The 23,665-nt window shown below is 64.8% G+C and carries 24 protein-coding genes and 1 tRNA gene; 15 read left to right on the top strand and 10 right to left on the bottom strand.

Features of this window, described 5'->3' with window-relative positions:
• The 3 genes from V6M52_RS15920 to V6M52_RS15910 form a co-directional block, all read left to right on the top strand.
• The coding region (locus V6M52_RS15920) for a dihydrofolate reductase family protein (protein WP_332701737.1) at positions 1–184 on the top strand (184 nt) is incomplete at its 5' end.
• Positions 185–411: 227 nt separating this feature from the next.
• Positions 412–873, top strand: coding sequence for a carboxymuconolactone decarboxylase family protein (locus tag V6M52_RS15915; RefSeq protein ID WP_332689060.1), 462 nt, complete (start codon positions 412–414; stop codon positions 871–873).
• Positions 870–1,739, top strand: a complete 870-nt coding sequence (locus V6M52_RS15910; protein WP_442881877.1) for a sigma-70 family RNA polymerase sigma factor — start codon at positions 870–872, stop codon at positions 1,737–1,739. The genes V6M52_RS15915 and V6M52_RS15910 overlap by 4 nt, the downstream gene beginning before the upstream one ends.
• A gap of 11 nt (positions 1,740–1,750) precedes the next feature.
• Here the strand turns inward: V6M52_RS15910 and V6M52_RS15905 are convergent, their stop codons facing one another.
• Positions 1,751–2,200 carry a MarR family winged helix-turn-helix transcriptional regulator gene (locus V6M52_RS15905; protein ID WP_332689056.1) on the bottom strand — a complete coding sequence of 150 codons (450 nt, stop codon included), beginning with the start codon at positions 2,198–2,200 and terminating at the stop codon, positions 1,751–1,753.
• A 74-nt stretch (positions 2,201–2,274) separates the two neighbouring features.
• Between V6M52_RS15905 and V6M52_RS15900 the strand changes: the two genes are divergently transcribed.
• Positions 2,275–2,811, top strand: coding sequence for a cytochrome b (locus V6M52_RS15900; protein WP_332701733.1), 537 nt, complete (start codon positions 2,275–2,277; stop codon positions 2,809–2,811).
• On the opposite strand, the gene V6M52_RS15895 is transcribed toward V6M52_RS15900, so the two are convergent.
• A complete protein-coding gene (locus V6M52_RS15895) occupies positions 2,808–3,407 on the bottom strand; it encodes a chloramphenicol phosphotransferase CPT family protein (protein ID WP_332701731.1) in 600 nt (199 codons plus the stop codon). The genes V6M52_RS15900 and V6M52_RS15895 overlap by 4 nt on opposite strands.
• 6 nt (positions 3,408–3,413) lie before the next feature.
• Positions 3,414–3,947, bottom strand: a complete 534-nt coding sequence (gene ppa, locus V6M52_RS15890) for an inorganic diphosphatase (protein WP_332689052.1) — start codon at positions 3,945–3,947, stop codon at positions 3,414–3,416.
• Between the two features lie 126 nt (positions 3,948–4,073).
• Between ppa and V6M52_RS15885 the strand changes: the two genes are divergently transcribed.
• Positions 4,074–4,616, top strand: a complete 543-nt coding sequence (locus V6M52_RS15885) for a hypothetical protein (protein ID WP_332701729.1) — start codon at positions 4,074–4,076, stop codon at positions 4,614–4,616.
• Positions 4,617–4,619: 3 nt separating this feature from the next.
• Here the strand turns inward: V6M52_RS15885 and V6M52_RS15880 are convergent, their stop codons facing one another.
• Positions 4,620–5,060 (bottom strand): tellurite resistance TerB family protein, encoded by a 441-nt coding sequence (locus V6M52_RS15880; protein WP_332701727.1) that lies wholly within the window; start codon positions 5,058–5,060, stop codon positions 4,620–4,622.
• 243 nt (positions 5,061–5,303) lie between these two features.
• Between V6M52_RS15880 and V6M52_RS15875 the strand changes: the two genes are divergently transcribed.
• Genes V6M52_RS15875 through V6M52_RS15865 form a run of 3 tightly spaced genes read left to right on the top strand, consistent with a single transcriptional unit; the run spans position 5,304 to position 11,096 of the window.
• Positions 5,304–6,110 (top strand): ImuA family protein, encoded by an 807-nt coding sequence (locus V6M52_RS15875; RefSeq protein WP_332701726.1) that lies wholly within the window; start codon positions 5,304–5,306, stop codon positions 6,108–6,110.
• Positions 5,995–7,656, top strand: a complete 1,662-nt coding sequence (locus V6M52_RS15870) for a Y-family DNA polymerase (protein ID WP_332701724.1) — start codon at positions 5,995–5,997, stop codon at positions 7,654–7,656. Before V6M52_RS15875 ends, V6M52_RS15870 begins: the two co-directional genes overlap by 116 nt.
• Positions 7,653–11,096: an error-prone DNA polymerase gene (locus tag V6M52_RS15865; RefSeq protein ID WP_332701722.1), complete on the top strand. Its 3,444-nt coding sequence runs from the start codon at positions 7,653–7,655 to the stop codon at positions 11,094–11,096. Before V6M52_RS15870 ends, V6M52_RS15865 begins: the two co-directional genes overlap by 4 nt.
• A 6-nt stretch (positions 11,097–11,102) precedes the next feature.
• Here V6M52_RS15865 and V6M52_RS15860 read toward each other — a convergent pair whose 3' ends face one another.
• The gene (locus V6M52_RS15860) at positions 11,103–11,393 is read right to left on the bottom strand and encodes a 4a-hydroxytetrahydrobiopterin dehydratase (RefSeq protein ID WP_332689045.1); all 291 of its coding nucleotides are present in this window, start codon (positions 11,391–11,393) and stop codon (positions 11,103–11,105) included.
• 194 nt (positions 11,394–11,587) lie between these two features.
• Between V6M52_RS15860 and V6M52_RS15855 the strand changes: the two genes are divergently transcribed.
• From V6M52_RS15855 to V6M52_RS15845, 3 genes are all read left to right on the top strand, one after another.
• Positions 11,588–12,832: an ABC transporter substrate-binding protein gene (locus V6M52_RS15855; protein WP_332701720.1), complete on the top strand. Its 1,245-nt coding sequence runs from the start codon at positions 11,588–11,590 to the stop codon at positions 12,830–12,832.
• A gap of 139 nt (positions 12,833–12,971) precedes the next feature.
• Positions 12,972–15,278 carry a putative bifunctional diguanylate cyclase/phosphodiesterase gene (locus V6M52_RS15850; protein WP_332701718.1) on the top strand — a complete coding sequence of 769 codons (2,307 nt, stop codon included), beginning with the start codon at positions 12,972–12,974 and terminating at the stop codon, positions 15,276–15,278.
• A 133-nt stretch (positions 15,279–15,411) separates the two neighbouring features.
• Positions 15,412–16,170: an N-acyl amino acid synthase FeeM domain-containing protein gene (locus V6M52_RS15845; protein WP_332701717.1), complete on the top strand. Its 759-nt coding sequence runs from the start codon at positions 15,412–15,414 to the stop codon at positions 16,168–16,170.
• Between the two features lie 14 nt (positions 16,171–16,184).
• Here the strand turns inward: V6M52_RS15845 and V6M52_RS15840 are convergent.
• From V6M52_RS15840 to hemC, 5 genes are all read right to left on the bottom strand, one after another.
• A tRNA-Thr gene (locus tag V6M52_RS15840) sits at positions 16,185–16,260 on the bottom strand.
• A gap of 13 nt (positions 16,261–16,273) precedes the next feature.
• Positions 16,274–17,641, bottom strand: a complete 1,368-nt coding sequence (locus V6M52_RS15835; RefSeq protein ID WP_332701715.1) for a heme biosynthesis protein HemY — start codon at positions 17,639–17,641, stop codon at positions 16,274–16,276.
• Positions 17,638–18,870, bottom strand: coding sequence for a COG4223 family protein (locus tag V6M52_RS15830; RefSeq protein ID WP_332701713.1), 1,233 nt, complete (start codon positions 18,868–18,870; stop codon positions 17,638–17,640). Before V6M52_RS15830 ends, V6M52_RS15835 begins: the two co-directional genes overlap by 4 nt.
• Before the next feature lie 27 nt (positions 18,871–18,897).
• Entirely contained in the window at positions 18,898–19,641 is a 744-nt protein-coding gene (locus tag V6M52_RS15825; protein WP_332687935.1) for a uroporphyrinogen-III synthase, read from the bottom strand.
• Positions 19,626–20,567, bottom strand: coding sequence for a hydroxymethylbilane synthase (gene hemC / locus V6M52_RS15820; protein ID WP_332701711.1), 942 nt, complete (start codon positions 20,565–20,567; stop codon positions 19,626–19,628). The genes V6M52_RS15825 and hemC overlap by 16 nt, the downstream gene beginning before the upstream one ends.
• A 75-nt stretch (positions 20,568–20,642) precedes the next feature.
• On the opposite strand from hemC, the gene tsaD reads away from it, so the two are divergent.
• Genes tsaD through V6M52_RS15800 form a run of 4 tightly spaced genes read left to right on the top strand, consistent with a single transcriptional unit; the run spans position 20,643 to position 23,414 of the window.
• Positions 20,643–21,701, top strand: a complete 1,059-nt coding sequence (gene tsaD, locus V6M52_RS15815; RefSeq protein ID WP_442881876.1) for a tRNA (adenosine(37)-N6)-threonylcarbamoyltransferase complex transferase subunit TsaD — start codon at positions 20,643–20,645, stop codon at positions 21,699–21,701.
• The gene (locus V6M52_RS15810) at positions 21,691–22,677 is read left to right on the top strand and encodes an NAD(P)H-dependent glycerol-3-phosphate dehydrogenase (protein WP_332687932.1); all 987 of its coding nucleotides are present in this window, start codon (positions 21,691–21,693) and stop codon (positions 22,675–22,677) included. Before tsaD ends, V6M52_RS15810 begins: the two co-directional genes overlap by 11 nt.
• A 4-nt stretch (positions 22,678–22,681) precedes the next feature.
• Entirely contained in the window at positions 22,682–22,975 is a 294-nt protein-coding gene (locus V6M52_RS15805; RefSeq protein ID WP_332701707.1) for a YciI family protein, read from the top strand.
• A gap of 4 nt (positions 22,976–22,979) precedes the next feature.
• Positions 22,980–23,414 carry an EVE domain-containing protein gene (locus tag V6M52_RS15800; RefSeq protein WP_332701705.1) on the top strand — a complete coding sequence of 145 codons (435 nt, stop codon included), beginning with the start codon at positions 22,980–22,982 and terminating at the stop codon, positions 23,412–23,414.
• The last annotated feature ends 251 nt before the right edge of the window (positions 23,415–23,665 follow it).

The raw sequence follows: 23,665 nt of genomic DNA, 5'->3' as shown, positions 1-23,665 counted from the left end.
GCTGCTGCGCCAACTGCTGTTTGCGGGGCTGCTGGACGAATTGACGCTGATCACCCACCCGGTCATCGCAGGCAAAGGGAGGCACCTGTTCGAGCCGACGGATCCGACGACGCGCCTCGTGCTCAAGAACAGCACCACCACGAGCAAGGGCAATGTCGTGCAGACCTATGGGCTGCTGGGGTAAGGGTTGGGATCGGAGTACCCCCACCCAACCTCCCCCTGATAGGGGGAGGAACCGCGCTGTGGTTGTGGCAGCATGCAGCCAAGAACTGGATCAGTCCCTCCCCCTGTCAGGGGGAGGTTAGGAGGGGGTATGAGAGCCACGATCCACGAAAAACACGCACCCATGTCACACTCGTCCCATCCACCTCGTCTTCTCCTTCGGGATCACCCCGAACACGAGGAAACATCATGACCACAAGACCCAATCCCTATATGGCCGCCGGCAATCTCATCCAGCCGCTCATCGAATTCGGCAACACCGTCGCCGCCATGGGGCTCGAGCCGGGCCTGGTCGAGCTGATCAAGATCCGCGCTTCGCAGATCAATGGCTGCGCCGCGTGCCTCCACATGCATGTGCGGGACGCCCGCAAGGCCGGCGAGAGCGAGATGCGCATCTTCCTGCTCGATGCCTGGCGCGAATCGCCGCTGTTCAGCGCCCGCGAGCGGGCGGCGATGGGCTGGACCGAGGCGCTGACCCGGCTCGGGGACGAGCATGGCCGGGATCTCGCCTATGAAGCAGTGGCGCAGGAATTCACTCCCGAAGAGCAGGTCAAGCTGACCCTGATGATTACTGCCATCAACAGCTTCAACCGGCTCAATGTCGGCTTCAAGGTGTCCCATCCGGGTTCCGCACCGCGCGTGGCCGCCTGATGGAAGCGTCCGGACAGGCCGCGGCCAGTGCCTTCGAGCCAATCCGGCCGCGCCTGTTGCGGGTGGCCTATCGCATGCTCGGCTCGGTCGCCGATGCCGAGGATGTGGTGCAGGAAGCGTTCATCCGCTGGCTCAAGGCCGAGCGCGATGAGGTGAGGGAGCCCGAGGGCTTCCTCATCCGCACGGTGACGCGGCTTTGTCTGGATGTGCTCAAATCGGCCCGGCACCGGCGCGAGACCTATATCGGGCCGTGGCTGCCCGAGCCGGTGGTCGAGGCTGAAGCCGACATGCTCGACGACGATGTCACCCTGCCGCTGCTACTGGCGCTCGAACGGCTGTCGCCGCTCGAGCGTGCCGCCTTCCTGCTGCACGATGTGTTCGGCGTCGGCTTTGCCGAGATCGGGGAAACCATCGGCAAGGACCCAGCCGCCTGCCGCCAATTGGCCAGCCGCGCCCGTACCAATGTCCGGGCGGCGCGGCCACGCTTTCCAATCGCCGAAGAGCGTAGCCTCGCGATCGCCGAGGCTTTCTTCGACGCCTCACGCAGTGGCGACATGAGCGCGCTGCGGGCGCTGCTGGCGGCGGATGTGGTGGTGGTCTCCGATGGCGGCGGCAAGCGGCCGGCCGCGACCCAGCCCATTCTCGGCCTCGAAGCCGTCATGGCGCTGCATGCCGGTCTCGCGCAGATGTTCGCCGACAAGGGTTCGTCGATCGTCCGCTACGGCATCATCAACGGCCTGCCCGGCTTCATCAGCGAGGAAAGCGATGGCTGGCAGACCACCGCCCTGCTGATCGAAGAGGGCCAGATCAAGGGCATCTATATCGTCCGCAATCCCGACAAGCTGGGGCACCTGACGGTAAACTAGGCTGCACGGCCTCAGGTGCCCAGCTGCTTGTCCTGGGCTTCCAGCACGCCGATCACCCGGCGCAGCAGGCCCAGCAATTGGGTCCGTTCGTCGGGTGCCAGCTGTTCGAGCGCCAGCGTATTGATGGCGCTCACCACCCGCTCGACGGCGTCGATCTGGCCCAGGGCCAGTGGCGTCAGCGCCACCAGCGCGCTGCGTTTATCCCCGGGGTCGGGCCGGCGGGTTATCATGCCGTCGCGCTGCATGCGGTTGAGCGTGGCCGCCATGGTGGGCTGTTCCACCGCAGCGCGGCGGGCCAGGGCTTTTTGCGTCAGCGCACTCCCGTCGGCCAGGGCAAACAGCACCGGCATGTAGGCTGGCGCAATACCGGAGGGCGCCAGCTGCCGCTCCAGCTCACGGGCGAACAGGCGCGCCGCCCAATTGGTGAGGTAGCCCGCCGAGGCTTCGCGAATCAGGGCCATTTGCATAGCTTGCTATTTAAATACATAGTATGCTATTTATATGCCATTCGCAGCGCTGTCGCAAGGAGTCAGCTATGTCGCTCAAAAGCAGTTCCACCCGCTATGGCAGCATGGCCATCGCCATCCACTGGGTCACCGCCATTGCCATTGTCGGCATGCTGGCCAGCGGCCTCGCTGCAGAAAACACCAGTGATGCGGCGCTAGAGCTGACGCTGCTGCGCGGCCATGCCGTCATGGGGGCGGTCATTGGCCTGCTGACCCTGTTGCGCATCGTCTGGTGGCTGTTCTTCGACAGGCGCCCTGCCGATCCGGCCGACATGTCGCGCGGCCAGGCGGTTGCGTCCCGCGTCGTGCATTACGGGCTCTATGTGGCCATTCTGGTCATGGTGGCCAGCGGGTCGGCCACCATCATTCTCAGCGGGGCCAATCTGCAGCTGCTGGGTGCAGCGCCCCTGCCGCTGCCCGATTTCACCCAGGTTCCGCCCATGGGCGTGCATGGCCTGCTGGCGCGCCTGCTGATTGCCCTGCTCATCGGCCATGTCGGGGCCGCGCTCTGGCACCAGTTCATCCGGCGCGACCGGCTGCTGGCCCGCATGGGCGTCGGGCGCTAGAGGCGGGCCAGCCGCGCAAAGGCTCTCGGCTGCGGCGGATGGGCCAGCGCCTGGGCGATGGCGGTGGCGCAAGCCTGTGGGCTCAGGACGGCGGTATCGAGTTCGAGGTCGTAAATGCCCGGCACATGCACCGCCTCCTGCCAGCGCCGCACCGGCTCGGGTACGCCCGGGCCGGCAACATAGCCCCGCGGATCGGCATTGCGGCGGGCCATGATGGTCTCAACCGGGCAGCGCACGCCGACGAACAGCACGTCGAGCCCGGCCATATGGCGGGCACAGGCGGGAAGGATGCCGAGGGGTTGGGAATAGCTGTCGTGATGGCCCAGATCGGCCACGACGTCAAAGCCCTGCCGCGCATGGGCGGCAATGGCGTCGTAGAGCGCGGAGAAGAGGCCGGGCACAAAGGCCTCGAGGTCGGGCCGTTCGCCGCCGGGCCGTAAACCTATCCCCGGCAACAGCGCCTGTGGCAACATGGCGTTCTGGGCATCGACGCCCAGATTGATCCAATGGCCAGGCAGGTTGTCCTGCATGGCCCTGGCGATGGAGGATTTGCCCGAGCGCGGCGCGCCGTTGAGAATGACGATGCGGCCGGTCACGGCGGCTTACTTGGCGTTCTTGTGCATCTCGATGGAGTCGAGGATCACCTTCTTGGCGTCCTCATAGCCGCCGACATGGCTGATCTTGGCCCATTTGCCGGGCTCGAGGTCCTTGTAGTGGGTGAAGAAGTGCTTCACGCGCTCCACCTGGATGGCCTGCATGTCGCCGATATCCTTGATGCTGTCATACATCTTGGTGAGCTTGCTGACCGGCACGGCGAGGATTTTCTCGTCCTGGCCGCCATCGTCTTCCATGAACAGCACGCCGATGGGGCGGCAGCGCACCACGGCGCCGGGGACGAGAGGGCGGGAATTCATCACGATGACGTCGAGCGGATCGCCATCGCCGCAGAGCGTATGGGGCACGAAGCCGTAATTGCCGGGATAGCGCATCGGCGTATAGAGGAAGCGGTCGACGAAGAGCGCGCCACTGGCCTTGTCGATTTCGTACTTGATCGGCTCGCCACCCATCGGGACTTCGATGATGACATTGAGGTCGTCGGGCGGATTCTTCCCGGTCGGGATGGCGTCGATATTCATGGCTTCATGTCTCGTTCATCGTGGAGGCGACAAAGTGGCTGCGTTGTGCCCACAACAGGCCGCAAAGGCAAGCCAGTTTGGCTGATGCCCGCTATGCTCGGTGCATGTATCCTGGAAGGAATGACCATGAAATCGATATTTGCCGGCCTGCTCGCGACGCTGCTGCTGGCCGTGCCGGCCCAGGCCGCGTTCAACAGCGCCTATACCGATATCGATCTCGACGAGTGCCTGGTGCTCGATGCCGATGATTTCGGCGCCAGCTGGTCCTGTCCTGGCTACAAGGGCTATCCGCTGCTGGTGACCGAGGGCGACCTGCGTTTCTCGCTCATCTACGGCTTTGGCGCCAGGATGGCCGATGGCCAGACCCTGCCGCCGTTCAATACGCTGGGGCCCAAGCTGGAATGGCGGCTCAGCAATGCGCTGGGCCGCTGGATGCCGATTGCCACCATCGTGCGCTACCACACGGCCGATCCGGAAACCGGGGAGGACAAGGGCCAGGTGCTGGTGGTGACGCAGCTGGTCGAGGGCAATAGCTGCCACATCGCCTATATCGATGCGCTGGCCAATGCCGATGCCAATGTGCTGGCGCGCGAAGCGGCCGACCAGTCCGGCGAATTCGACTGCGCCAGCGACGAAGTCGAGATCATCGGCGAATTTGCCGCCTGGTAGGCGTCAGGCCTTCTCGGACTTGCCGATCTGGTTGCGCAGGATGGTGCGGTCGCGGCTGGAGACGCCAATGAGTTCGGCGATGCGCCAGACCATGTTGTCCTCCAGCTCGTGGTTCTTCTTGTCGGAAAAGACCACCATCCACATCATCCGCACGATCTCGATGCGGTCGTCCATGGGGAGCTGGGTAATGCCCTGGGTGAAGCGGTAGAAATCCACGGCCTCGGCATCGCGCAAAGCGGCCTCGCGGACCAGCTTTTCAACGCTCGCCTCGTCGAGGTCATATTGGTCCTGCAGCGCGCCCTTGATGGCATTGCGCTCCTCGTCCTTCATCTGCCCGTCCACGGCGGCCAGATGTACCAGCAGGGCGGCGACGGCCAGTTTGGGCTCGTGGTTGTCCTGCACGGCGTCGGGCCGGTTGAACAATCGTGTAATGGCCTCGAACATGGCGCAAGCCTCCTTCGGGGAGTGGTGGGAGCGACGAAATGGGTTTGCGCACCGGGGAGGGCAGGCCTGAACAGAGTTAGCAGCCCGCGCGATTTCCTCAATGGGCTGGAGGCCCACTCACGCGCTCTTGACCGGGCTTGATGCCGAAGCGCCACACCCTGGGTGGTGAAAAGGACTCGACTCCGTGCGGATTCGGAGTCTAAATGTTCCTGTTTTGTTCGCATCACCAGGAAGGTTGGCGCGATGATTTCGCCCGATCGCCAGCAGCGCATCGCCGCGCTGCGGGACAGCATTGCCGATATCGAGCGCAAGCCGGCGCTGGCTGAAGCACGGGTGCTGGTGCAGGACGAAATGCAGGGGTTTCCGCTGCCGGGTGGCGGCCTGCTGCAGGAGATATTTTCCGATGAGCGGCGCCATGCCGGGGCGGTGCTGGGTTTTGCCCTGGCCCAGGCGCGCAGCCTGCTTAACCCCCGGCGGCCCGCCATCGTCTATCTGCAATTGGCCAATGATGCTCAGGAGCTGGGCCTGCCCTATGGCCCCGGCCTTGTCAGTTTCGGTTTTGACCCCGATGCGCTGGTGCTGGTGCGTGCCGCCAATATGGCCGAGCTGTTGTGGGCCGCTGAGGAAGCCGTGGCCTGCAAGGCGGTGGCGGCTGTCGTCGCCGATATTGCCGGTCATCACCGGCAGCTTGATTTTACCGCCAGCCGCCGGCTGAGCCTGCGTGCCGCCGGCGCCGGTTGTTCGATTTTCCTATTGCGCTACGGCACGGGGCGGGAGGCGAGCGCCGCGCATCTGCGCTGGCGGCTGACCCCCCAGGCGAGCGCCCGCAAGCGCTATGACGCCATGGCGCCCGGCCCGCCGCGCTGGCGGGCGCAATTGGAGAAGGGGATTTTGCTCAAGCAGCAGACCGAGTGGCTTCTGGGTTGGACGGAAAATGGATTTACGACAACTGACGCTGGACGCCGGCACGCATACCGGTTCGCGACAGGAGCGACGCTTCCTCGTGCTGTTCCTGCCCAGCTGGGCCACCGATTACCTGAAACGGGCTGATCCTCGGCTCGCCGCGGCACCGCTGGCCCTGTACGAACGGATCAAGGGCGGATTGCGCCTGGCCGCGGTGGATGCCGCAGCGGCCAGAGCCGGTCTCAGCATCGGGCAGAACCTGGCCGATGCCCGCGCCATGCTGCCTGACCTCGTGGTTCGCGAGATGGAGCGACCGCTGCTCGAAGCGGCCTTTGCCGATTTCGCCGACTGGCATTCCAATGCCAGCCCGCTGGTTGCGGTGATGACCGATCTGGCGGGGTTCGGCGATCTGGTGCTCGACATTACCGGGGTGGCGCATCTGTTCGGCGGCGAGCGGGCCATGCTGCGCAGCCTGCTGACCCGGCTGCGCGATCTGGGCTATACGGTTGCCGGCGCGGTTGCGCCCACTATCGGGGCGGCCTGGGCGGTCAGCCATTTTGCGCGCAGCCAGGTGGTCGAGATGGGCGATCTCGAAGCGGTGCTCGACACGTTGCCGGTCGCGGCGCTGCGGCTCGATCCGGCCCAGATTGCCGGTCTCACCCAGATGGGGCTCAAGAGTATCGGCCAGCTCCGGCAGCGTGAACGCAAGCCGCTGCAGGCCCGGTTCGGGCTCTCGCTGCTGACCCGGATCGATCAGGCCTTTGGGCTGGTCGAAGAGCGGATGACGCCCCGCCTGCCGGTGGCAGAACGCTATGCCGAGCGGCGTTTTGCCGATCCGATCGGGCTGATGGACGATGTGCTGATGACCACGCATGATCTGGCCATTCAGCTCGGCATCCGCCTCGAGGCAGAGGGGCTGGGGGCGCAGGCCTTCCACCTGCTGCTCTATCGCGTCGACCACAAGGTGATGGCCCTGTCGGTCAATTCGGCCCGTCTCACCCGCGATCCCGAACATATCGGCAAGCTGTTCAGCAACCGCTCCGAGCGGCTGGAAGGGGAATATGACGCGGGCTTCGGCATCGACATGATCCGGCTGGCGGTGAGTTCGGTGGGGGAACTCGACGCCGCCCAGCTCGGGGTCTTTGCCGTCGATGACGGTGCGGCCGATCTCGATCAGCTGCAGGACCGGATGAGCAGTCGCCTGGGCAGTCTGGCGGTGCTGCGCACGCAGTTTCAGGCCAGCCATATCCCCGAACGCGCGGCCAGACTCGTGCCGGCAATCGCCGGAAGCGGGGGCGAGCAATATCAGGCCCGCCCCGACCTGCAGCGTCCGCTGCGGCTGCTGCCCGTGCCCGAACCCATTGCCATCAATGCCGAAGTGCCGGACGGCCTTCCGGCCTCGATGATCTGGCGGCGGGTCAGCTACAAGCTCATCCGGGCCTCCGGCCCCGAGCGGCTGGGTGCCGAATGGTGGCGCACAGGTCAACGCCTGCAGCTGGTGTCGCCCGAGCCACACCGTAAGCCCGAGTCGGCCCCCTACACACCCAATCTCGTGCTGTTCAATCCCGAGGCGGTGACGCGGGATTACTATGTTGCCGAAGACGGGGAGGGGCGGCGGTTCTGGATTTTCCGGGACGGGCTCTATGCCCTTGGGCTCACGCCGACCTGGTACCTGCATGGGTTCTTCGCATGAGCGGCGTGATTGCACTGCAGCAGCGGGATCGTCCGCGACCCAGCAGCCGACAGCCCGAGCCCGCTTTTGCCGAGCTGGTGTCGACCAGCAATTTTTCCTTCCTGCGCAGCGGCTCCCATCCCGAGGAACTGGTCGCCGCCGCCGCCCATGCGGGGCTCACCGGTTTCGGCCTGACCGACCGCAACAGCTTTGCTGGCGTGGTGCGGGGTTTCGTGACGGCGCGCGAGCTCAAGGAGAGCCATCCCGATTTCCGCTATCTTGTGGGCGTGCGCCTCTGCTTTGCTGACGGCACGCCCGATATCATCGCCTATCCCACCAATCGCCTGGCTTATGGGCGGCTGTGCAAACTGCTCACAAGGGGCAATCAGCGGGGCGAAAAGGGCAAGCCGGTCCTCTATTTCACCGATCTCTTCGGTTCGGGCGATCCGGTTTCGTCGGTGGAGCATGGCCCCTCGGAAAACCATGCGCAGGAGCAGCTCTTCATCCTTGTCCCCAACGAAGATGACTGGGGGTTGACCGAGCGCATACTGGAATCGCTGGCGCGTCTCGCGTCGGGCCGTGTCTGGGTGGTCGGCTCGGTGCGGTTCGATGGCAATGACCGGGCCCGGCTCAACCGTATCGACCAGCTCGGCAAGCGCCATGGCGTGCCGATGCTGGCCAGCAATGACGTGCTCTACCACGAGCCCAATCGGCGCATGGTGCAGGATGTGGTGACCTGCATTCGCGAACATCTGACGCTGCAAACCGCCGGCTGGCAGCTCGCCGCCAATGCCGAGCGGCATATCAAGCCGGCCGGGGAAATGGCGCGGCTCTTTGCCGAGCATGCCAATGCCATAGCTGAAACCCAGCGCTTCATTGCCCGGATCGGCTTCTCGCTCGATCAGCTCAAATACAATTATCCCGAGGAGACCATTGGCGATGGAGAAACGGCGCAGCAGACGCTGGAGCGGTTGACCTGGGCGGGGGCGGCACAGCGCTATCCCGACGGTCTCCCCGACACGCTCAAGGAGAGTATCTGGAAGGAGCTCTGCCTCATCGCCTATAAGGGCTATGCGGCCTATTTCCTGACCGTGCATGATATTGTCATGTATGCGCGAAACGAGCGCAAGATCATGTGCCAGGGGCGCGGTTCGGCGGCCAATTCGGCGGTCTGCTTCTGCCTCGGCATCACCGCAGTCGATCCGCTCAAGTCCAATCTGGTCTTCGGGCGCTTCATTTCCACCGAGCGCGACGAGCCGCCCGATATCGACGTCGATTTCGAGCATGAGCGGCGCGAGGAGGTGATGCAGTATGTCTACAAGAAGTATGGCGGCAAGCGCACGGGCCTCACCGCCAATGTCATCTCCTATCGCTCCAAGAGCGCCATTCGCGAGACGGCCAAGGTGTTCGGCGTCTCCGACGACACCGTGGCCGCGTTCAACCAGCTGCATTGGGGCTGGGGATCGAAACTGGATCTGGCCGGGGTGGCCGCTATCGGCCTTAGTCCGGACGATCCGGTGCTGGCGCAGATGTTCGAGGTCGTCACTGTGCTGCGCGGATTTCCGCGGCACCTATCCCAGCATGTGGGCGGCTTCGTCATCACGCGGGATTCGCTGGAAAGCCTCGTACCCATAGGCAAGTCGGCCATGGATAGCCGCAATATCATCGAATGGAACAAGGACGATATCGACGCCCTGGCCATTCTCAAGGTCGATGTGCTGGCGCTGGGCATGCTGAGTTGCCTGCGCCGCGCCTTCGAGCTGATGCAGGTCCATTATGGAAAAAAGCCCGAGCTGACCGAGCTGCTGGCGGAAGAAACCGGGGAGGGGCCGTTTGCCAGGGAGCGCGTCTACGCCATGACGCATCGGGCCGATACGCTGGGCGTGTTCCAGATCGAAAGCCGGGCGCAGATGTCGATGCTGCCGCGCCTCAAGCCGACACGGTTCTACGATCTCGTCATTGAGGTCGCCATTGTCCGGCCGGGTCCCATCCAGGGCGGCATGGTGCACCCCTATCTCAAGCGTCGTGATGGCACCGAGCCCTGGGCGCCCAAGCCGGGCGACAGGCTGGACGCGGTGCTGGAGCGTACGCTGGGCATACCGCTGTTTCAGGAACAGGCCATGCAGATGGCCATTGTCGGGGCCGGCTTTTCGGCCGGAGAGGCCGATCAGCTGCGGCGCGCCATGGCGGCCTGGCGGCGGACGGGCCGGATTGCGATCTTCGAGCAGCGTTTCCTCAAGGGGATGACCGACAATGGTTATGCCCTCGAATTTGCCCAGCGCTGCTTTGCCCAGATCAAGGGCTTTGCCGAATATGGCTTTCCCGAAAGCCATGCGGCGTCCTTCGCGCTGCTCGTTTATGCTTCCTGCTGGCTAAAATGCCATTACCCGGACGTCTTTGCCTGCGCGCTGCTTAACAGCCAGCCCATGGGTTTCTACGCTCCCAGCCAGATCATCCGCGATGCCATCGAACATGGCGTTGAGGTGCGCTCGCTCGACGTCAATCTCTCCGATCTCGAATGCGTACTGGAAGACGGCGGCCGTCCGGCCCGGGAGCATTTATGGCCACAGCATCAGGACATGGCGGATGACATTCATTCCACCAAGGCCATCCGGCTCGGCCTCTCCCAGGCGATAGGGCTGCCGGAAGCGGACATCAACGTCATCGTGGCGCGCCGTGGTTCGGGCTATGATTCGGTGCGCGATCTGTGGCTGCGAACCGGGGTCTCCATCGCCTCACTGGAAAAGCTTGCCCGCGCCGATGCCTTCGCCTCACTTGGCCTGTCGCGGCGCGAGGCGCTGTGGGCGGTCAAGGGGCTGATCGGCACGCATGGGGCCGATACGCTGCCCTTGTTCCAGGCGTCGGGAGAGGTCGAAACGGCCCGCGATGCCGAAGCCGGCCTGCCCCGGATGCTACCTGGGGAGGAGGTGATCCACGATTATTCGACGCTGTCCTTTTCGCTCAAGGGGCACCCCCTGCAGTTCATCCGCCCGCTGCTCGACGCCCGCCGCGTAACCCGGTCGGACCAGCTCATGCAGGTCAAGCCGGGCAGCCGCATCGAGGTGGCGGGGCTGGTGCTGGTGCGCCAGCGTCCGGGCACGGCCAGCGGCGTGATCTTCGCCACGCTCGAGGACGAGACCGGCATCGCCAATATCGTTATCTGGCCGAAAGTGTTCGAGGCCAACCGCAAGACCGTGCTGGGGGCCCGCATGCTGGCGGTGCGCGGGCAGTTGCAGCGCGAGGGGCTGGTCATTCACATCATTGCCGAGCAGTTGACCGACATGACCAGCCATCTGCTCGATCTTGCGCATGGTCACGACATTGGCGATCGTGTCCTGGCGCGGGGCGACGAAGGCCGATCGGGGCCGCAGCCGGGACGCGACCGGCCGGCGCTGCTCGAAGTGGAGCGGGCCAGGCGGCAAGCCTACGCTGCGCTGCCGGGTGGTCGCAATTTCCACTGAGCGCGGCTAGGCCATGATCTTGTCGATCATCTGGGCCAGGGCGATGTCCTTGGCGCTGAGGCCGCCCGCATCATGGGTCGAGAGGCGAATGGTGACGGCGTTGTAGCTGTTGGACCAGTCGGGATGGTGGCCAGCCTTCTCGGCGGCCAGCGCCACCCGGCTCATAAAGCCGAAGGCCTCGGAAAAATCCTTGAATTTGAAGACATGCTCAATGGCATCACCTGCTTCGTCATAGACCCAGCCATTGAGGCTGCGCAGGCCCGTTTCCCGTTCCTTGCCGCTGAGTTTTTCGACCATGATGTCACCTGTTCAACTGGAATATCCGTAACCCATAGGCCCGCATAGCGACCCTTCCGAGGCTGGCATTAACGCGCTGGCAAGCAGTTTGGTCGCAGTTTGCGCCAAACAAATGCCTCGTTCCGTGCCGCAAGAGCTGGACGGGCCACGGGCTAGCTTCAGCCTTCAGATCCGCGACGGAGGAGATGCGAGTGGTGTGGACCGGACGACTCGCCCACCATGTCCTTGCCCTCACCCTTGTCATCCCGGCAGCCAGCGCCACAGATATAGTCGTCTATCATAACTGGGCATCTCCCGCCGAACTTGCGGCACTCAACGTGTTGCGCGAGGCGGTTGAGGCCCGCGGCAACCACTGGGTACCGCTGGCCATCCCGCACGATGCCGATGGTGCCATCACCGTGCTGGAGGTGATCGATGCCGGGGCTACGCCCAATGTTTTCCTGCAATCGCAGCCCGATATCTACCGCTCACTCGATGCCGAGGGAAAGCTGCTGCATCTGGGGGAACAGTTTGCGGCCAGCGGTGTGCTGGAACAGCTGCCCGCGGTGGTGCGCGAGGCCATCACCATAGATGGCGCCATCGTCAAGGTACCGGCGACCATCCATGCCGATGCCATGATTTACTACAGCCGTTCAGTGGCTGAGGCGGCCGGCATAGATCCCGAAAGCTGGACATCGCTCGACGACATGTGGGCCGATTTCGACGCTGTGCGGGCCGCTGGCTACCAGCCTATCGCCCTGGGCGCCCAGCGCTGGCAGGTTGGCTACCTGACCCATGTGCTGGTCGCCAGCCTCGGCGGTCCGGAGGTCTATGCCGGACTCTACGGGCGAACCGTCAAGCCTGCCGTGCTGGACGATGCCAGCATGCTTGAGGTCTTCGTCTGGCTGCGCCGCTTCCAGCAGCTCGTCGATGCTGAAGCGGTGAACCGCGACTGGAACATCGCCACCAATATGGTGATCAACGGGCAGGCGTTGCTGCAATTGCAGGGCGACTGGATGAAGGGCGAGTGGCATGCTGCGGGCAAGACAGAAGGCGTCGATTTTGGCTGCCGCTTGGTGCCGGGCGCCATTCATCTGCCAGTCACTGTCGATAGCTGGGGCTTGCTGGGTGGTGTTTCCCCCGAGATCGAGGCGGCCGAACGTGCCTTTGCGGACGCCATCGTGGATTCGACCATCCAGACACGCTTTGCTGCCGCCAAAGGCTCCACGCCGGTACGGCTCGATGCGCATGTTGCCATCAATGCCTGTTCGCAAAAGGTGCTTGCTGCGCTCGACCGGCCTGATTTTGCGCTGCCGACGCCACATCTGACGGCATCGCCGGCTTTGGTCGCCGCGGTATGGGATGTGGCAAATCGCTATTGGAACGATCCGCTGATGCCCCCCGCAGCCGCCATCGCCGCGCTCAAGGCGGCGCAAGCCGCCGTCCAACCTGCAAGATGAGATGAAACACCAGCAATTTCATTAATTTGGCGTTCACCCTGCCATTGGGAAAACTCCCATACCCGGCGCTCCAGACGGTCGTGGCAAGGCGTTCTTAATGCCTGAAGCGCTCTCATCGGCCCGAAAAAAGGGGAATTGGGTGTTTACCTCGGCCCGGAAAACAACGCCGGCTCTCGACTATGTGTCGATCATCCGCTCGGTCTATGGTGACCGGCGGGCGATGCTGGCTGGCGCGTTTGCAAGCGCCTTCACGGCCGGGCTTTCAGCCTATAAGGCCCAGTCGCTCCCCCTCTATGTCATCGCCTTTGCCTTCGTTGTCATTGGCTTGCTCCGCTATTTGAACATGCAAGCCTTCTGGCGTGCAGCAATCGACAATGACGATGCCGCAGCTGCCGAGCAGTGGGAAAACCGGGCCGTAGCCTCCGGCAGCGCCCTGGCGCTGGTGTATGGGTTCTGGTGCCTGTTCGCCATGTTGCTGGTCGACGACCCCTTCGCTGAGCTTGCCAGCGTATCACTGTCGATCGCGGTGATGGTGGGCATCTGTGCGCGAAATTTCGGCCTCGACCGGCTGGTTGCCCTTCAGATGCTGGGTGTGATCGTGCCGATGTCGATCGGTTTCTTCCTGCATGGCGACGTCTATCATCCCGTTTTGGCGGCCCTGCTCATCGTGATGCTGGCCAGCTTCCGCAAGCTTGCCGGCGATATCCGATCCATTCTGCTCAGTGCGGTGCATGGCCGGGTCGAGGCCTCCCGGCTGGCGGCCGAGCTGGACATGGCCATGACAACGCTCGAGCATGGCCTGTGCATGCTGGACGAGCGGGGCGTCATTTCCGTTGCCAATGAGCGGGCGTTGCGGCTGTTCTCGCAGGTCGGCCTGCCTGAACTGATCGGACGCCCTTTCGGTTCGGTGCTCGCTGATCTGGCCGACAGCAAGACCCTGCCCCGCACCACCGTCGATCGGCTGGCCGATCTCATCAGCACTCGGGCGGCAGGCAAGGTCCTGCTCTGCCTGCCAGGCAATCGCTATTACGAGGTCACTGTCAGTTCGCGCCTTGAACGCTGCGTGCTGCTGTTCGAAGATATCAGCGAACGGGTGGCCTCGGAGGAGCGCATCAACTTCATGGCGCGCCATGACACCCTGACCAATCTGCCAAACCGAACCTATTTCGGCGAGCTGGCCAGCGAAGACATGACGGCCCGTCGCCTGCCGGAAGCGCGGGAGCGCCTGGTTTCGCTGATGATCATCGATGTGGACGATTTCAAACATGTCAACGATACGTCCGGCCATATCGTGGGCGACGAATTGCTGGTGCAGGTGGCGAGCCGCCTGCGCCAGACGCTGCCGGGCGACGCCGTGCTGGCCCGCCTGGGCGGCGATGAATTCGTCATCTATCGCGGTGCCGTAGGGGATGCCGGCCAAGCGCGCTCCGATGCTGCGGCCATACTGGCCGCCTTTACCGACCCATTCATACTGGACGGGCTCACGCTGCCGGTCACCGTCAGCGTTGGTGTGGCTACGAGCTCGGTGGCGTCCGAGCCGTTGGACGATCTGATGACCAAGGCGGATCTGGCGCTCTATTCGGCCAAGGGGGATGGCAAGGCCCGCAGCCAGATATTCCACGCCCAGATGGATATCGACTATCACTATCGTCAGCGGCTCAAGGCCGATCTGCGCGATGCGGTTCACGATGGGGCCCTTACCCTGGCATTCCAACCGCTGCTCGACATTGCCACCCGCAAGGTGATGACCTGCGAGGCGCTCGCGCGCTGGAATCACCCCGAGCTGGGTATCATTCCCCCATCCACCTTCATTCCGCTGGCCGAGGAGATGGGCCTGATTTCCGAGATCACTGCCTGGGTGATCCAGCGCGCCGCACAGCAGTGCAGCCAGTGGCCGGCCGACGTGGCCGTGGCGGTCAATATTTCGGCACGCGATTTCCGCGCCAGCGATCTGGGGGCACTGGTTGACAGGGCCCTGGCGACGTCTGGTCTGTCGCCGTCCCGACTCGAGATCGAGGTTACGGAAACGGCAGTCATCGAGGAGCGTGAGATTGCCCAGCGGGTGTTGACCGATCTCGCCAAAAAAGGCATCGCCATTGCATTGGACGATTTCGGTACCGGCTATTCCTCGCTGAGCTATCTCAATGCGCTGCCGTTCACCAAGCTCAAGATCGACCGCTCCTTTGTTGCCGATATTGCCAGCAATCCCCGCTCGCTGCGGCTGCTGGCCAATGTGGCCAGGCTGGGGCGCGATCTCGACCTCACGGTCATCGCCGAGGGGGTGGAAACCGAAGCTCAGCTCGATACCATGCTGGCGCATACCGAGATCCAGCAGGTGCAGGGCTACTACTTCAGTCGGCCGCTGCCCGAGCGCGATATCTGTGAGCTCATCGGTCGTCTCAACGCCGAGACGTATCAGACCGAGACAAATCGCCGACATGGTTAATCTGGTTACGCTGTTGTAATTACAACGTTTTCGCCGACACAGGGTATCCGGCGCGGGACCCGCCTTGTTTTTACCGATCCCGTTATGGCTAACAAAACATTAATATGCCCACGAGTATTTCGGGGGCCAGTGAATGAGTGCCGTTATAGACCGGGGCAGCGCGACCTCGCGGTTCGCATTGACTCTCATCGACCTTCTCGATCGTGTGCAATACAGGCGTGTGTCGGTCGACGAGCAGTTCGACCCGGTCTACCGGCTCCGCTACGAGGCGTATCGGCGCGAAGATTTCATTCCGGTCAATTCCCAGCAAATCACCCGCGACGCCTATGACGAGGCTCCAAACTGCTATTGCTTCGGCGTCTATATCGATGATCGGCTGGTGAGTTCGATCCGTCTCCACATCGTCAGCGCGGCCGAGCTGACCTCGCCCAGCCGAAAGATCTGGCCCGATGTGCTGGGCGCCATTATCGATGGGGGGGGCAGCTATGTGGATCCCAGCCGGTTCACCGCCGATCACGATGCTTCCCTTGAATTCCCGGCTTTGCCCTATCTCACGCTTCGCATGGCGGTAATGGCCTGCGAGCATTTCAACGCGACCTATTGCATCTCCTCGGTCCGCCCCGAGCATGGGCCGTTCTACAAGCGGGTGTTCGGGCTCGAGCAGATGGCAGGCATCGGCTACTGGGGCGAACTCACCTTTCCGGTGTGCCTGTACGGCGCCCGCGTGCCGGTGATCTATGACCGTATCATGGATCGCTTCCCGTTCTTCATGTCGACGCGGGAGGAGCGTGAAGTGCTGTTTGGTGCCGCGGGCCGAATGGTCGCCGCGATTGGTCCGACGGCGCGTCAGGCACACCAGCAACGGGTGTTGGCTGAGACGGAAGGCGCCTAACATTGCATTGGGAATGGTGCCGCTTAGGTGACTCGAACACCTGACCCCATCATTACGAATGATGTGCTCTACCAACTGAGCTAAAGCGGCAACGGGTGGCCTTTTACGTCGGGTTGGTTGCCGGTGCAAGAGGCAAGGGGATCTCGGCCGGCAATTGCGCCAACGCCGCCGGTTCAGGTGCGCGCGTGGTCAGGGTCACCGGCACCTTCCACTCGAAAGCGTCGAGCCTGCCGGTGACCGGGGAGATGGGCTCCCATTCGTCGCTGACCAGGCCATCGGCCGTCCATGCGGGATCGCGCGGGGCGCGGACGGCGCGGGCCAGCCATTCGCGGGCCTTGCCCTGATCGCCGCTCTGGCCTTCCTCGATCTCGGCCATCAGGCTCGCCACGCCCTGGGTGGCGTCAGCGCCGGCAAAGGGAACCAGGGCCTGGCGTGCCAGCGGCCAGTCATAGGCATCGATGGCGGCACGAGCCAGGGCCATGCCGGCGGCGCGATGTGGCGGCGGGGTTTCGATGATCTCGCCGAGGCGCTTGAGCCGCTCAACGGCGGAGGCGCCGGGCTGGGCATGGGCATAGAGTGCTGCCACGTCGGGATGTCCGGTGGCGCGCCAGATGCGGCGCAGCAGGCTCATGGCCTTGCGGGTCTCGCCGCGATTGATGTGGATGCGTGCCGCTATAAGTGCTGCGGGCACAAAGTCGGGCAGCAGCTTCAGCGCCGTCAGGGCATGGTCGAGTGCGGTTAGCGGATTGCTGGTCTCGGCCTCGCGGGCGCGGGCGGTTTCGATGATGGCCTGGCGCCGCCGCTTGCGGGCGCGGTCCTCGCGACTGCTCGTCTGTTCGACATTGACCATGGCCACTGCCTCGGCCCACTGACCGCGCCGGGTAAGATCGTCGAATACCGCATCGGCGGCCCAGCCACTGCCGGGCGCCAGGGCCAGCGCCTTGCGGGCAAAGGTGAGCGCAGCTTCCGGACGGTGCTGGGTGCGGGCTTGGTCAAAAAGGCCGGTCAGGGCGGCGACGGCGGTCTTTTCACTGGCGATGAGAGCGCGATAGTGTTCGCGCGCCGCCGGCATGTCGCCCAGCGCCAGGTCGGCGCGGGCTTCGAGCAGGCGGGCGGCGGCATTGCTAGGCAGGCGGGCTTGGGCCTCGCGGGCAAGGATGCGAGCCCGGGCTGGATCGCCAGCCTGCAGCGCGACGATGGCATCGGACAGGGCTTCCACGCCCTGTTCGCGGCGGCGTTCGCGGTTGCGCCGTGCCAAGTTGCGTGGGGTCGACAGGATGCGACGCACAATCGCCCAGAGGGCGATAACGATTATCGCTATCAGGATGAACATGAGGACCGCCGCGCCCAGCCGAGGCTGCATGCGATAGCCGGCCACTTCCAGGGTCAGCGTGCCGGGCAGTGAAATCATCCAGGCCGCCAAAGCGGTGATGACGAGACTACCGACGATCCAGGAGGCAAGACGGATCATTGCATGGCCTCGCCGGAAAGGGCGCTGGCGCGCAGTGCATCGAGGAAGCGTGCGGCTTCGGCCTGGGTGGCGATTAGTGCAGGCACGTCGCCGCCGGCCGCCAGCATGGGCGCCGGCAGGCTGGCCAGCAGGGTTTCGGCACTGGCGAAATCGCGACGAGCAACGGCCCCCTCTAGCCGCGACATCACCGCCTCCGGGTTCTCGCCCTCGATCTCGCCAGTGGGCCGAAGGGCCACGGCGGAGCGGAACCAGTCGAGGGCGCCATCCTGCCATTGCGCCGTGGGATCGACGGGACGACCCGCCAGCATGGCCGGCAACACCTCGGCAAAGCGGCCGGCAATGATGTCGGGGCGCGTGAGGCCGCTGGCGGCCTGGTTGGCGATGGTCGTAGGAATCGCGGCGGTGGGCACGGCGGCCCGCAGGGCCGAGAGTTCGGTTTCGTAGGGCCGGCCGGTGGCAAAGGCGGTCTCGAAGCCGGATAGGATCAGCGGCAGTTGCAGCACCGCGCCGATATCGTCGGGCTGGCTGGCCAGCGTGGCCGAGGTTTCGGTGACCGTGGTGTCGAGGTCACGCAGGCCGGCCTCGGCAGTGCCGAGGCGGGCGGCCAGTTCGTCCAGCCGGGTGCCCAACCCCGCCAGATCGGCCCGTAGCGCGTCGATGCCGGCATCGGCCGCCGGGGCGGAGACAGACTCAATGCGCTGGGTCAGCGCCGCGATGTCTGCCTCGATCGTGCTGAGGTCGACAGGCACGGTCGCGATCGCCGCCGCAGCAGGTTCAGCCGTTTCCAGCGCGCCGATACGCTGGTTGAGGGTGGCCAGTTCCGCCTGGGTGGTCTGGGTCACCGTCTCCAGTTCGGGAATGGCGGTTGCGAAGCTGGCAAGCCGTGGATCGGCCACAGGCGCCGGAGCCGGTGTGGTCGGCCAGAGCCCAAACCAGGCCAGGCCATAGGCGGCGGCGAGGCCCAGCACGCCCCCTCCAAGGGTGGCGACCAACGGAAAGCCACTCCTCGACGCAGGTGGCATCACCGGCTTTTCGGCCAGTTTGGGCTTAGCGGTCGCCGCAGTGTCCGCAGGCTTGGGTTCGGGCTTGTCTGCACTGGCGCTGGCGCCTGTCTCGCGGGCCTTGAGGTCCAGCACCGGCGGCTTGACCGCGCCGGACTTGGCCTCGGGCTTGGCGTCGGCCGGCTTGGCGCCTGTCGGCTTAGGATCATTGCCCGTGGTGTCCGCCATCGCTGGGTATCCTCTCGTTGGAGCCGATCATGGCCCAGTTTGCTCGCGCGCAAAAGCCAAGGCCAGCGCCATCATCGCGTCTTCGTCGGGCCGGTCGGCCAGGCTGATGCGGTTGAAACGGGCTTCGAGCAGCGGCCCGGCCACTGCTTCGCTCATACACAGCATGGCAAGGCGACTGCGCTGCGCCGGATCAAGCGCATGCGTCAGGGCGGCAAAGATCTCGGCCGTGCGGCGGGAATAGGCAAGAACGGCGCCCAGGCTGCCGTCGCCCAGGCCGCTAAGCACAGGCTCGGGCAGGGCGTCGACCGCCACCATTTCATAGACCCTGGCAGTGGCCACCATCACGCCAGAGGGCGCCAGCGCCTTGGCGAGGTCGGCGCTTTGGTGCTTGCCGGTGGGGTAAAAAATCGGGCCAGGCACGCGGGCTATGGTCATGGCATTGACCAGATCCTGGAAGGCGCCGGCGGCGCTGCTGACCCGCGCGAAACCGGCTTCGGTCGCTTCCAGCGCCGTCTGGTCGCCCACGGCAAAGACGGGCAGATGGCGATAGTCTTCGATCATCCCGCGATCAAGCAGCGAGCGCACCGCATTGGCGCTGGTCAGCACCATGGCGGTAAAGCCGTCGGCCGCCGGCAGGCTGGCGTCGAGCGTCTGGCGCACCATGAGGGGGGCCGCAACGGCCTCTATGCCGAGGGCCTGCAGCCGGGCCAGCGTCGATTGGGCATCGGGCTCCGGCCGTGTCACCAGCATCCGCATCAGAGGCTCGCCCATTGCGCCAGCCACTCGGTGCCGGCCTGGGCGATCAGATCCTCGCCGACCTGACGTCCCAGTGCGACGGGGTCGGTACCCGTGGCGGCGCTGTCAAAGGCGATCCTGCCATCGAGGCTAAGGATTTGGCCCTTGAGCGTCAGGGTGCCGTTGTCGAGCCGACTCAGCGCCCCCACAGGCGTGCGGCAGGAGCCGTCGAGTATCGCCAGCATTGCACGCTCGGCAGTGATGGCGGTGTGGGTCGGCGCATGATCGAGCACCTCGACCAGGCCGGCCATGCGCGGGTCATCGCTGCGCACGGCAAGCCCGATGGCGCCCTGGGCCGGTGCCGGCATGAAGATTTCGGGGTCGAGCACGGCGGTGGCGCGGTGGCCCTCGCCCAGCCGGTTGAGCCCGGCCATGGCCAGCATGGTGGCGTCGGCTACCCCATCGAGCAGCTTTTGCAGCCGGGTGCCGACATTGCCGCGGAATGGGACGATAGTCAGGTCGGGGCGCTGGCGCAGCACCTGGGCGGCCCGGCGGATGGATGAGGTGCCGAATTTGGCCCGCTCGGCGAGGTGGTCGAGGCTCTGCGCCTTGACGGACAGGAAGGCGTCGCGCACGTCCTCGCGCTCGAGAAAAGCGGCCAGCCGGATGCCCTCGGGCAGGCGGGTCGCCACGTCCTTGCTCGAATGCACGCCGATGTCGACGCGGCCAGAGAGCATCGCCTCGTCGATTTCCTTGGTGAAAAGGCCCTTGCCGCCGATCTCGGTGAGGCTGGCATTGCTGGCCTGGCTGCGGTCGCCGCCGGTCGAGATGACCTCGATGGCAATGTCATCCTCGGCTACGCCATGGGCCTCGCCCAGCAGGCGGCGCAGCAGCCGCGCCTGTGCCAGCGCCAAAGGGCTGCCGCGGGTTCCGATGCGGGCGAAGGGAGCTGGCGATTGCAATGTCGGAACGTCCTATAGTAGGCAGAGACACCCTCAGGGAGTAACCAGTTCGTCGTGACCGGGCAAGCGCCAGCCATCATCCTCGGCATAGAGACCAGCTGCGACGAAACCGCGGCGGCCATCGTCATGCGCGACCAATTCGGCAGGGCGACGATTCGTTCCAATGTGGTACGCAGCCAGTTCGATGAACATGCGGCATTCGGCGGCGTGGTGCCAGAGCTGGCGGCGCGGGCGCATGTCACCTGGCTCGACCACATCATCGCCCAGGCCTGCCGCGAGGCGGGCATCGGTCTGGCCGATGTCGATGCCATCGCGGCGACCGCCGGTCCGGGCCTGATCGGCGGCGTGCTCGTGGGTCTCACGACGGCAAAGGCGCTCGCGGCGGCCCTGGGCAAGCCGCTGATTGCAGTCAATCACCTCGAGGCCCATGCCCTGACGGCGCGGCTGACCGATGGCGTGCAATTTCCCTATCTGATGCTGCTGGTTTCGGGCGGGCACAGCCAGTTCGTGCTGGTGCGCGGCGTCGGCGATTATGAGCGCTGGGGCAGCACCATTGACGACGCACTGGGCGAGGCCTTTGACAAGGTGGCCAAGATGCTCAGTCTCGGCAATCCCGGCGGGCCGGCGGTCGAACAGATCGCCAAGTCGGGCGATCCCAAGCGTTTCAAGTTTCCGCGGCCGCTGCTGCGCGAGGCACGGCTGGATTTTTCCTTCTCGGGTCTCAAGACGGCGGTGCGCCTGCAGGCCGAGGCGCTGGCGCCGCTGAGCGATCAGGATGTCGCCGATATCGCGGCCAGCTTCCAGCAGGCGGTGGCCGATGTCGTTGCGGTGCGTTCGCGCCAGGCGCTGGAGCGGTTCAATGCCGAATTTCCGGGGCAGCAGATGCAATTGGTGGTGGCCGGCGGTGTCGCTGCCAATCGCACCATCGCCGCAGCACTCAAGGCGGTTTGTGCCGCAGCAGGGGCAATTCTGGTGGTGCCGCCCATCGCGCTCTGCACCGATAATGGCGCCATGGTCGCCTGGGCCGGGGCCGAGCGCTTTGCGCTGGGAGCCCATGATGGGCTCGATTTCACGGCGCGGCCGCGCTGGCCGCTCGATCTCGATGACATGAGGATAGCGCCCGATGCGGCTTGAAACCGTCAGTGTCATCGGCAGCGGCGCCTGGGGCACGGCCCTGGCTCAGGCTGCAGCCATGGCGGGCCGGCAGGTGTCGCTGGTGGCGCGCGACGCCGCCCAGGTCGAGGAAATCAACAGCGCGCGCACAAATCGCCGCTATCTGGGCGAGCAACGCCTGCACGAAGCCATTACCGCGACCATGCAGGCCGGCCCTGCCGATTTCGTCATCCTCGCCGTACCGGCGCAGTCGAGCCGGGCCGCTTTAGGGGCGCTCGATCCGGCGCTGCTTGCCGGCAAGCCGGTAGTGCTGTCGGCCAAGGGCCTTGAAACGGGTACGCTCGACCGGCAGAGCGAAATCCTCGCCGACATGGCACCTGATGCCGTGCCTTACGTGCTGTCGGGGCCCAGCTTTGCTGCCGATGTGGCGGCGGGCCGGCCGACCGCGGTGACGCTGGCGGGGGATGATGCCGGCGATACCTCGATGCTGGCGGCCGCCCTGGCCGGTCCAAGCTTTCGACCCTATGCCGCCGATGATCGCATCGGGGTGGAGATCGCCGGGGCGCTCAAGAATGTCTATGCGCTGGCCTGTGGCGCCGTCGAGGGCGCGGAGCTGGGGGCATCGGCCCGCTCGGCGCTGATTGCCCGGGCCTTTGCGGAAATGGCGCGTATGGTTGCGGCCATGGGCGGCTCGGCCACTACCCTGACCGGGCTGGCGGGGCTGGGCGACCTGACGCTGACCTGCACGTCGGTGCAGTCGCGCAACTATCAGTTCGGCATGGCGCTGGGCCGGGGGCAATCGGTCGAAACGATCATCGCGGGCGGCGCCAAGCTCGCCGAGGGTGTGGCCACTACGCCGGTCGCCGATGCCCTGGCCAAAAGCCTCGATGTCGACGCGCCCCTGATCCAGGCCGTGCATGCCGTATTGAGCGGTCAGGCCGATATTGCCACAGTAGTGGCGGGGCTGATGTCCCGTCCGCTCAAACGAGAGGAATGATGTGATGCTGTTTGCGATGATCGCCAAGGACAAGCCGGGCACTTTCGACCAGCGCCTGGCCGTGCGTCCGGTGCATTTGCAGCATCTGGAAAGCCTGGGCCAGCAGCTGCGGCTCGCCGGGGCGCTGCTCAGCGCCGAAGGCACGCCCGAGGGGTCGCTGGTGGTGATCGAAGCCGACACGCTTGAGGCCGCGACCGCAATTTTCAATGCCGATCCGTTCGTGTTTGAGGGCATTTTCGGCAGTATCGAGATCAAGCCGTGGCGGCTGGCTTACGACCACATGTCCCCGAAGGTGTGATGCAATGGCCTATTGGTTGATGAAATCGGAACCGGACGTCTTTTCCTTCGACGACATGATGGCAAAGACCAAACGAGGTGAGCCCGAGCAGTGGCATGGGGTGCGCAATTTCACCGCGCGCAACAACATGGTGGCGATGAAGCTGGGCGATCTCGCCTTCTTCTATCACTCCAATATCGGCAAGGAGATCGTCGGCATCATCAAGGTGATCGCCCTGGCGCATCCCGATTCCACCGCCGAGCCCAACGACAAGGGCAATATCGTCTGGCAGTGCGTCGATGTCGAAGCGGTCAAGCCCCTGCCCAAGCCGGTGACGCTGGCGACGGTCAAGGCGACGCCTGAGCTGGGCAATATGGAGCTGGTGAAGCTCTCGCGTCTGTCGGTCTCCAAGGTCAGCGAAGACGAGTGGAACCTGGTCTGCAAGATGGGTGGCTTGTAGCCAGGCGGGTGACGGCTTCCGGCGCAGCCCAAGCGGCGCTAGTCTCTCCTCGGCGCATCAGCGTTGGGGGAGTTTCTGAACATGTCGCATTTTGCCGTCAATTGGCTGGCCGTGGTCCTGGCCACCGCCGCCAGCTTCGCTTTCGGTGCCGCCTGGTACATGGTCCTGTCCAAGCAATGGCTTGCCGCCATCGGCAAGACCAAGGAGACAATGAACAGCGACTATACGCCGTTCATCTGGTCGGCCGTACT

Source organism: Devosia sp. (assembly GCF_036676215.1).
Classification (GTDB): domain Bacteria; phylum Pseudomonadota; class Alphaproteobacteria; order Rhizobiales; family Devosiaceae; genus Devosia.
The sequence above is the reverse complement of the archived record's forward strand: the minus strand, read 5'-3'. Positions and strand labels throughout refer to the sequence as shown.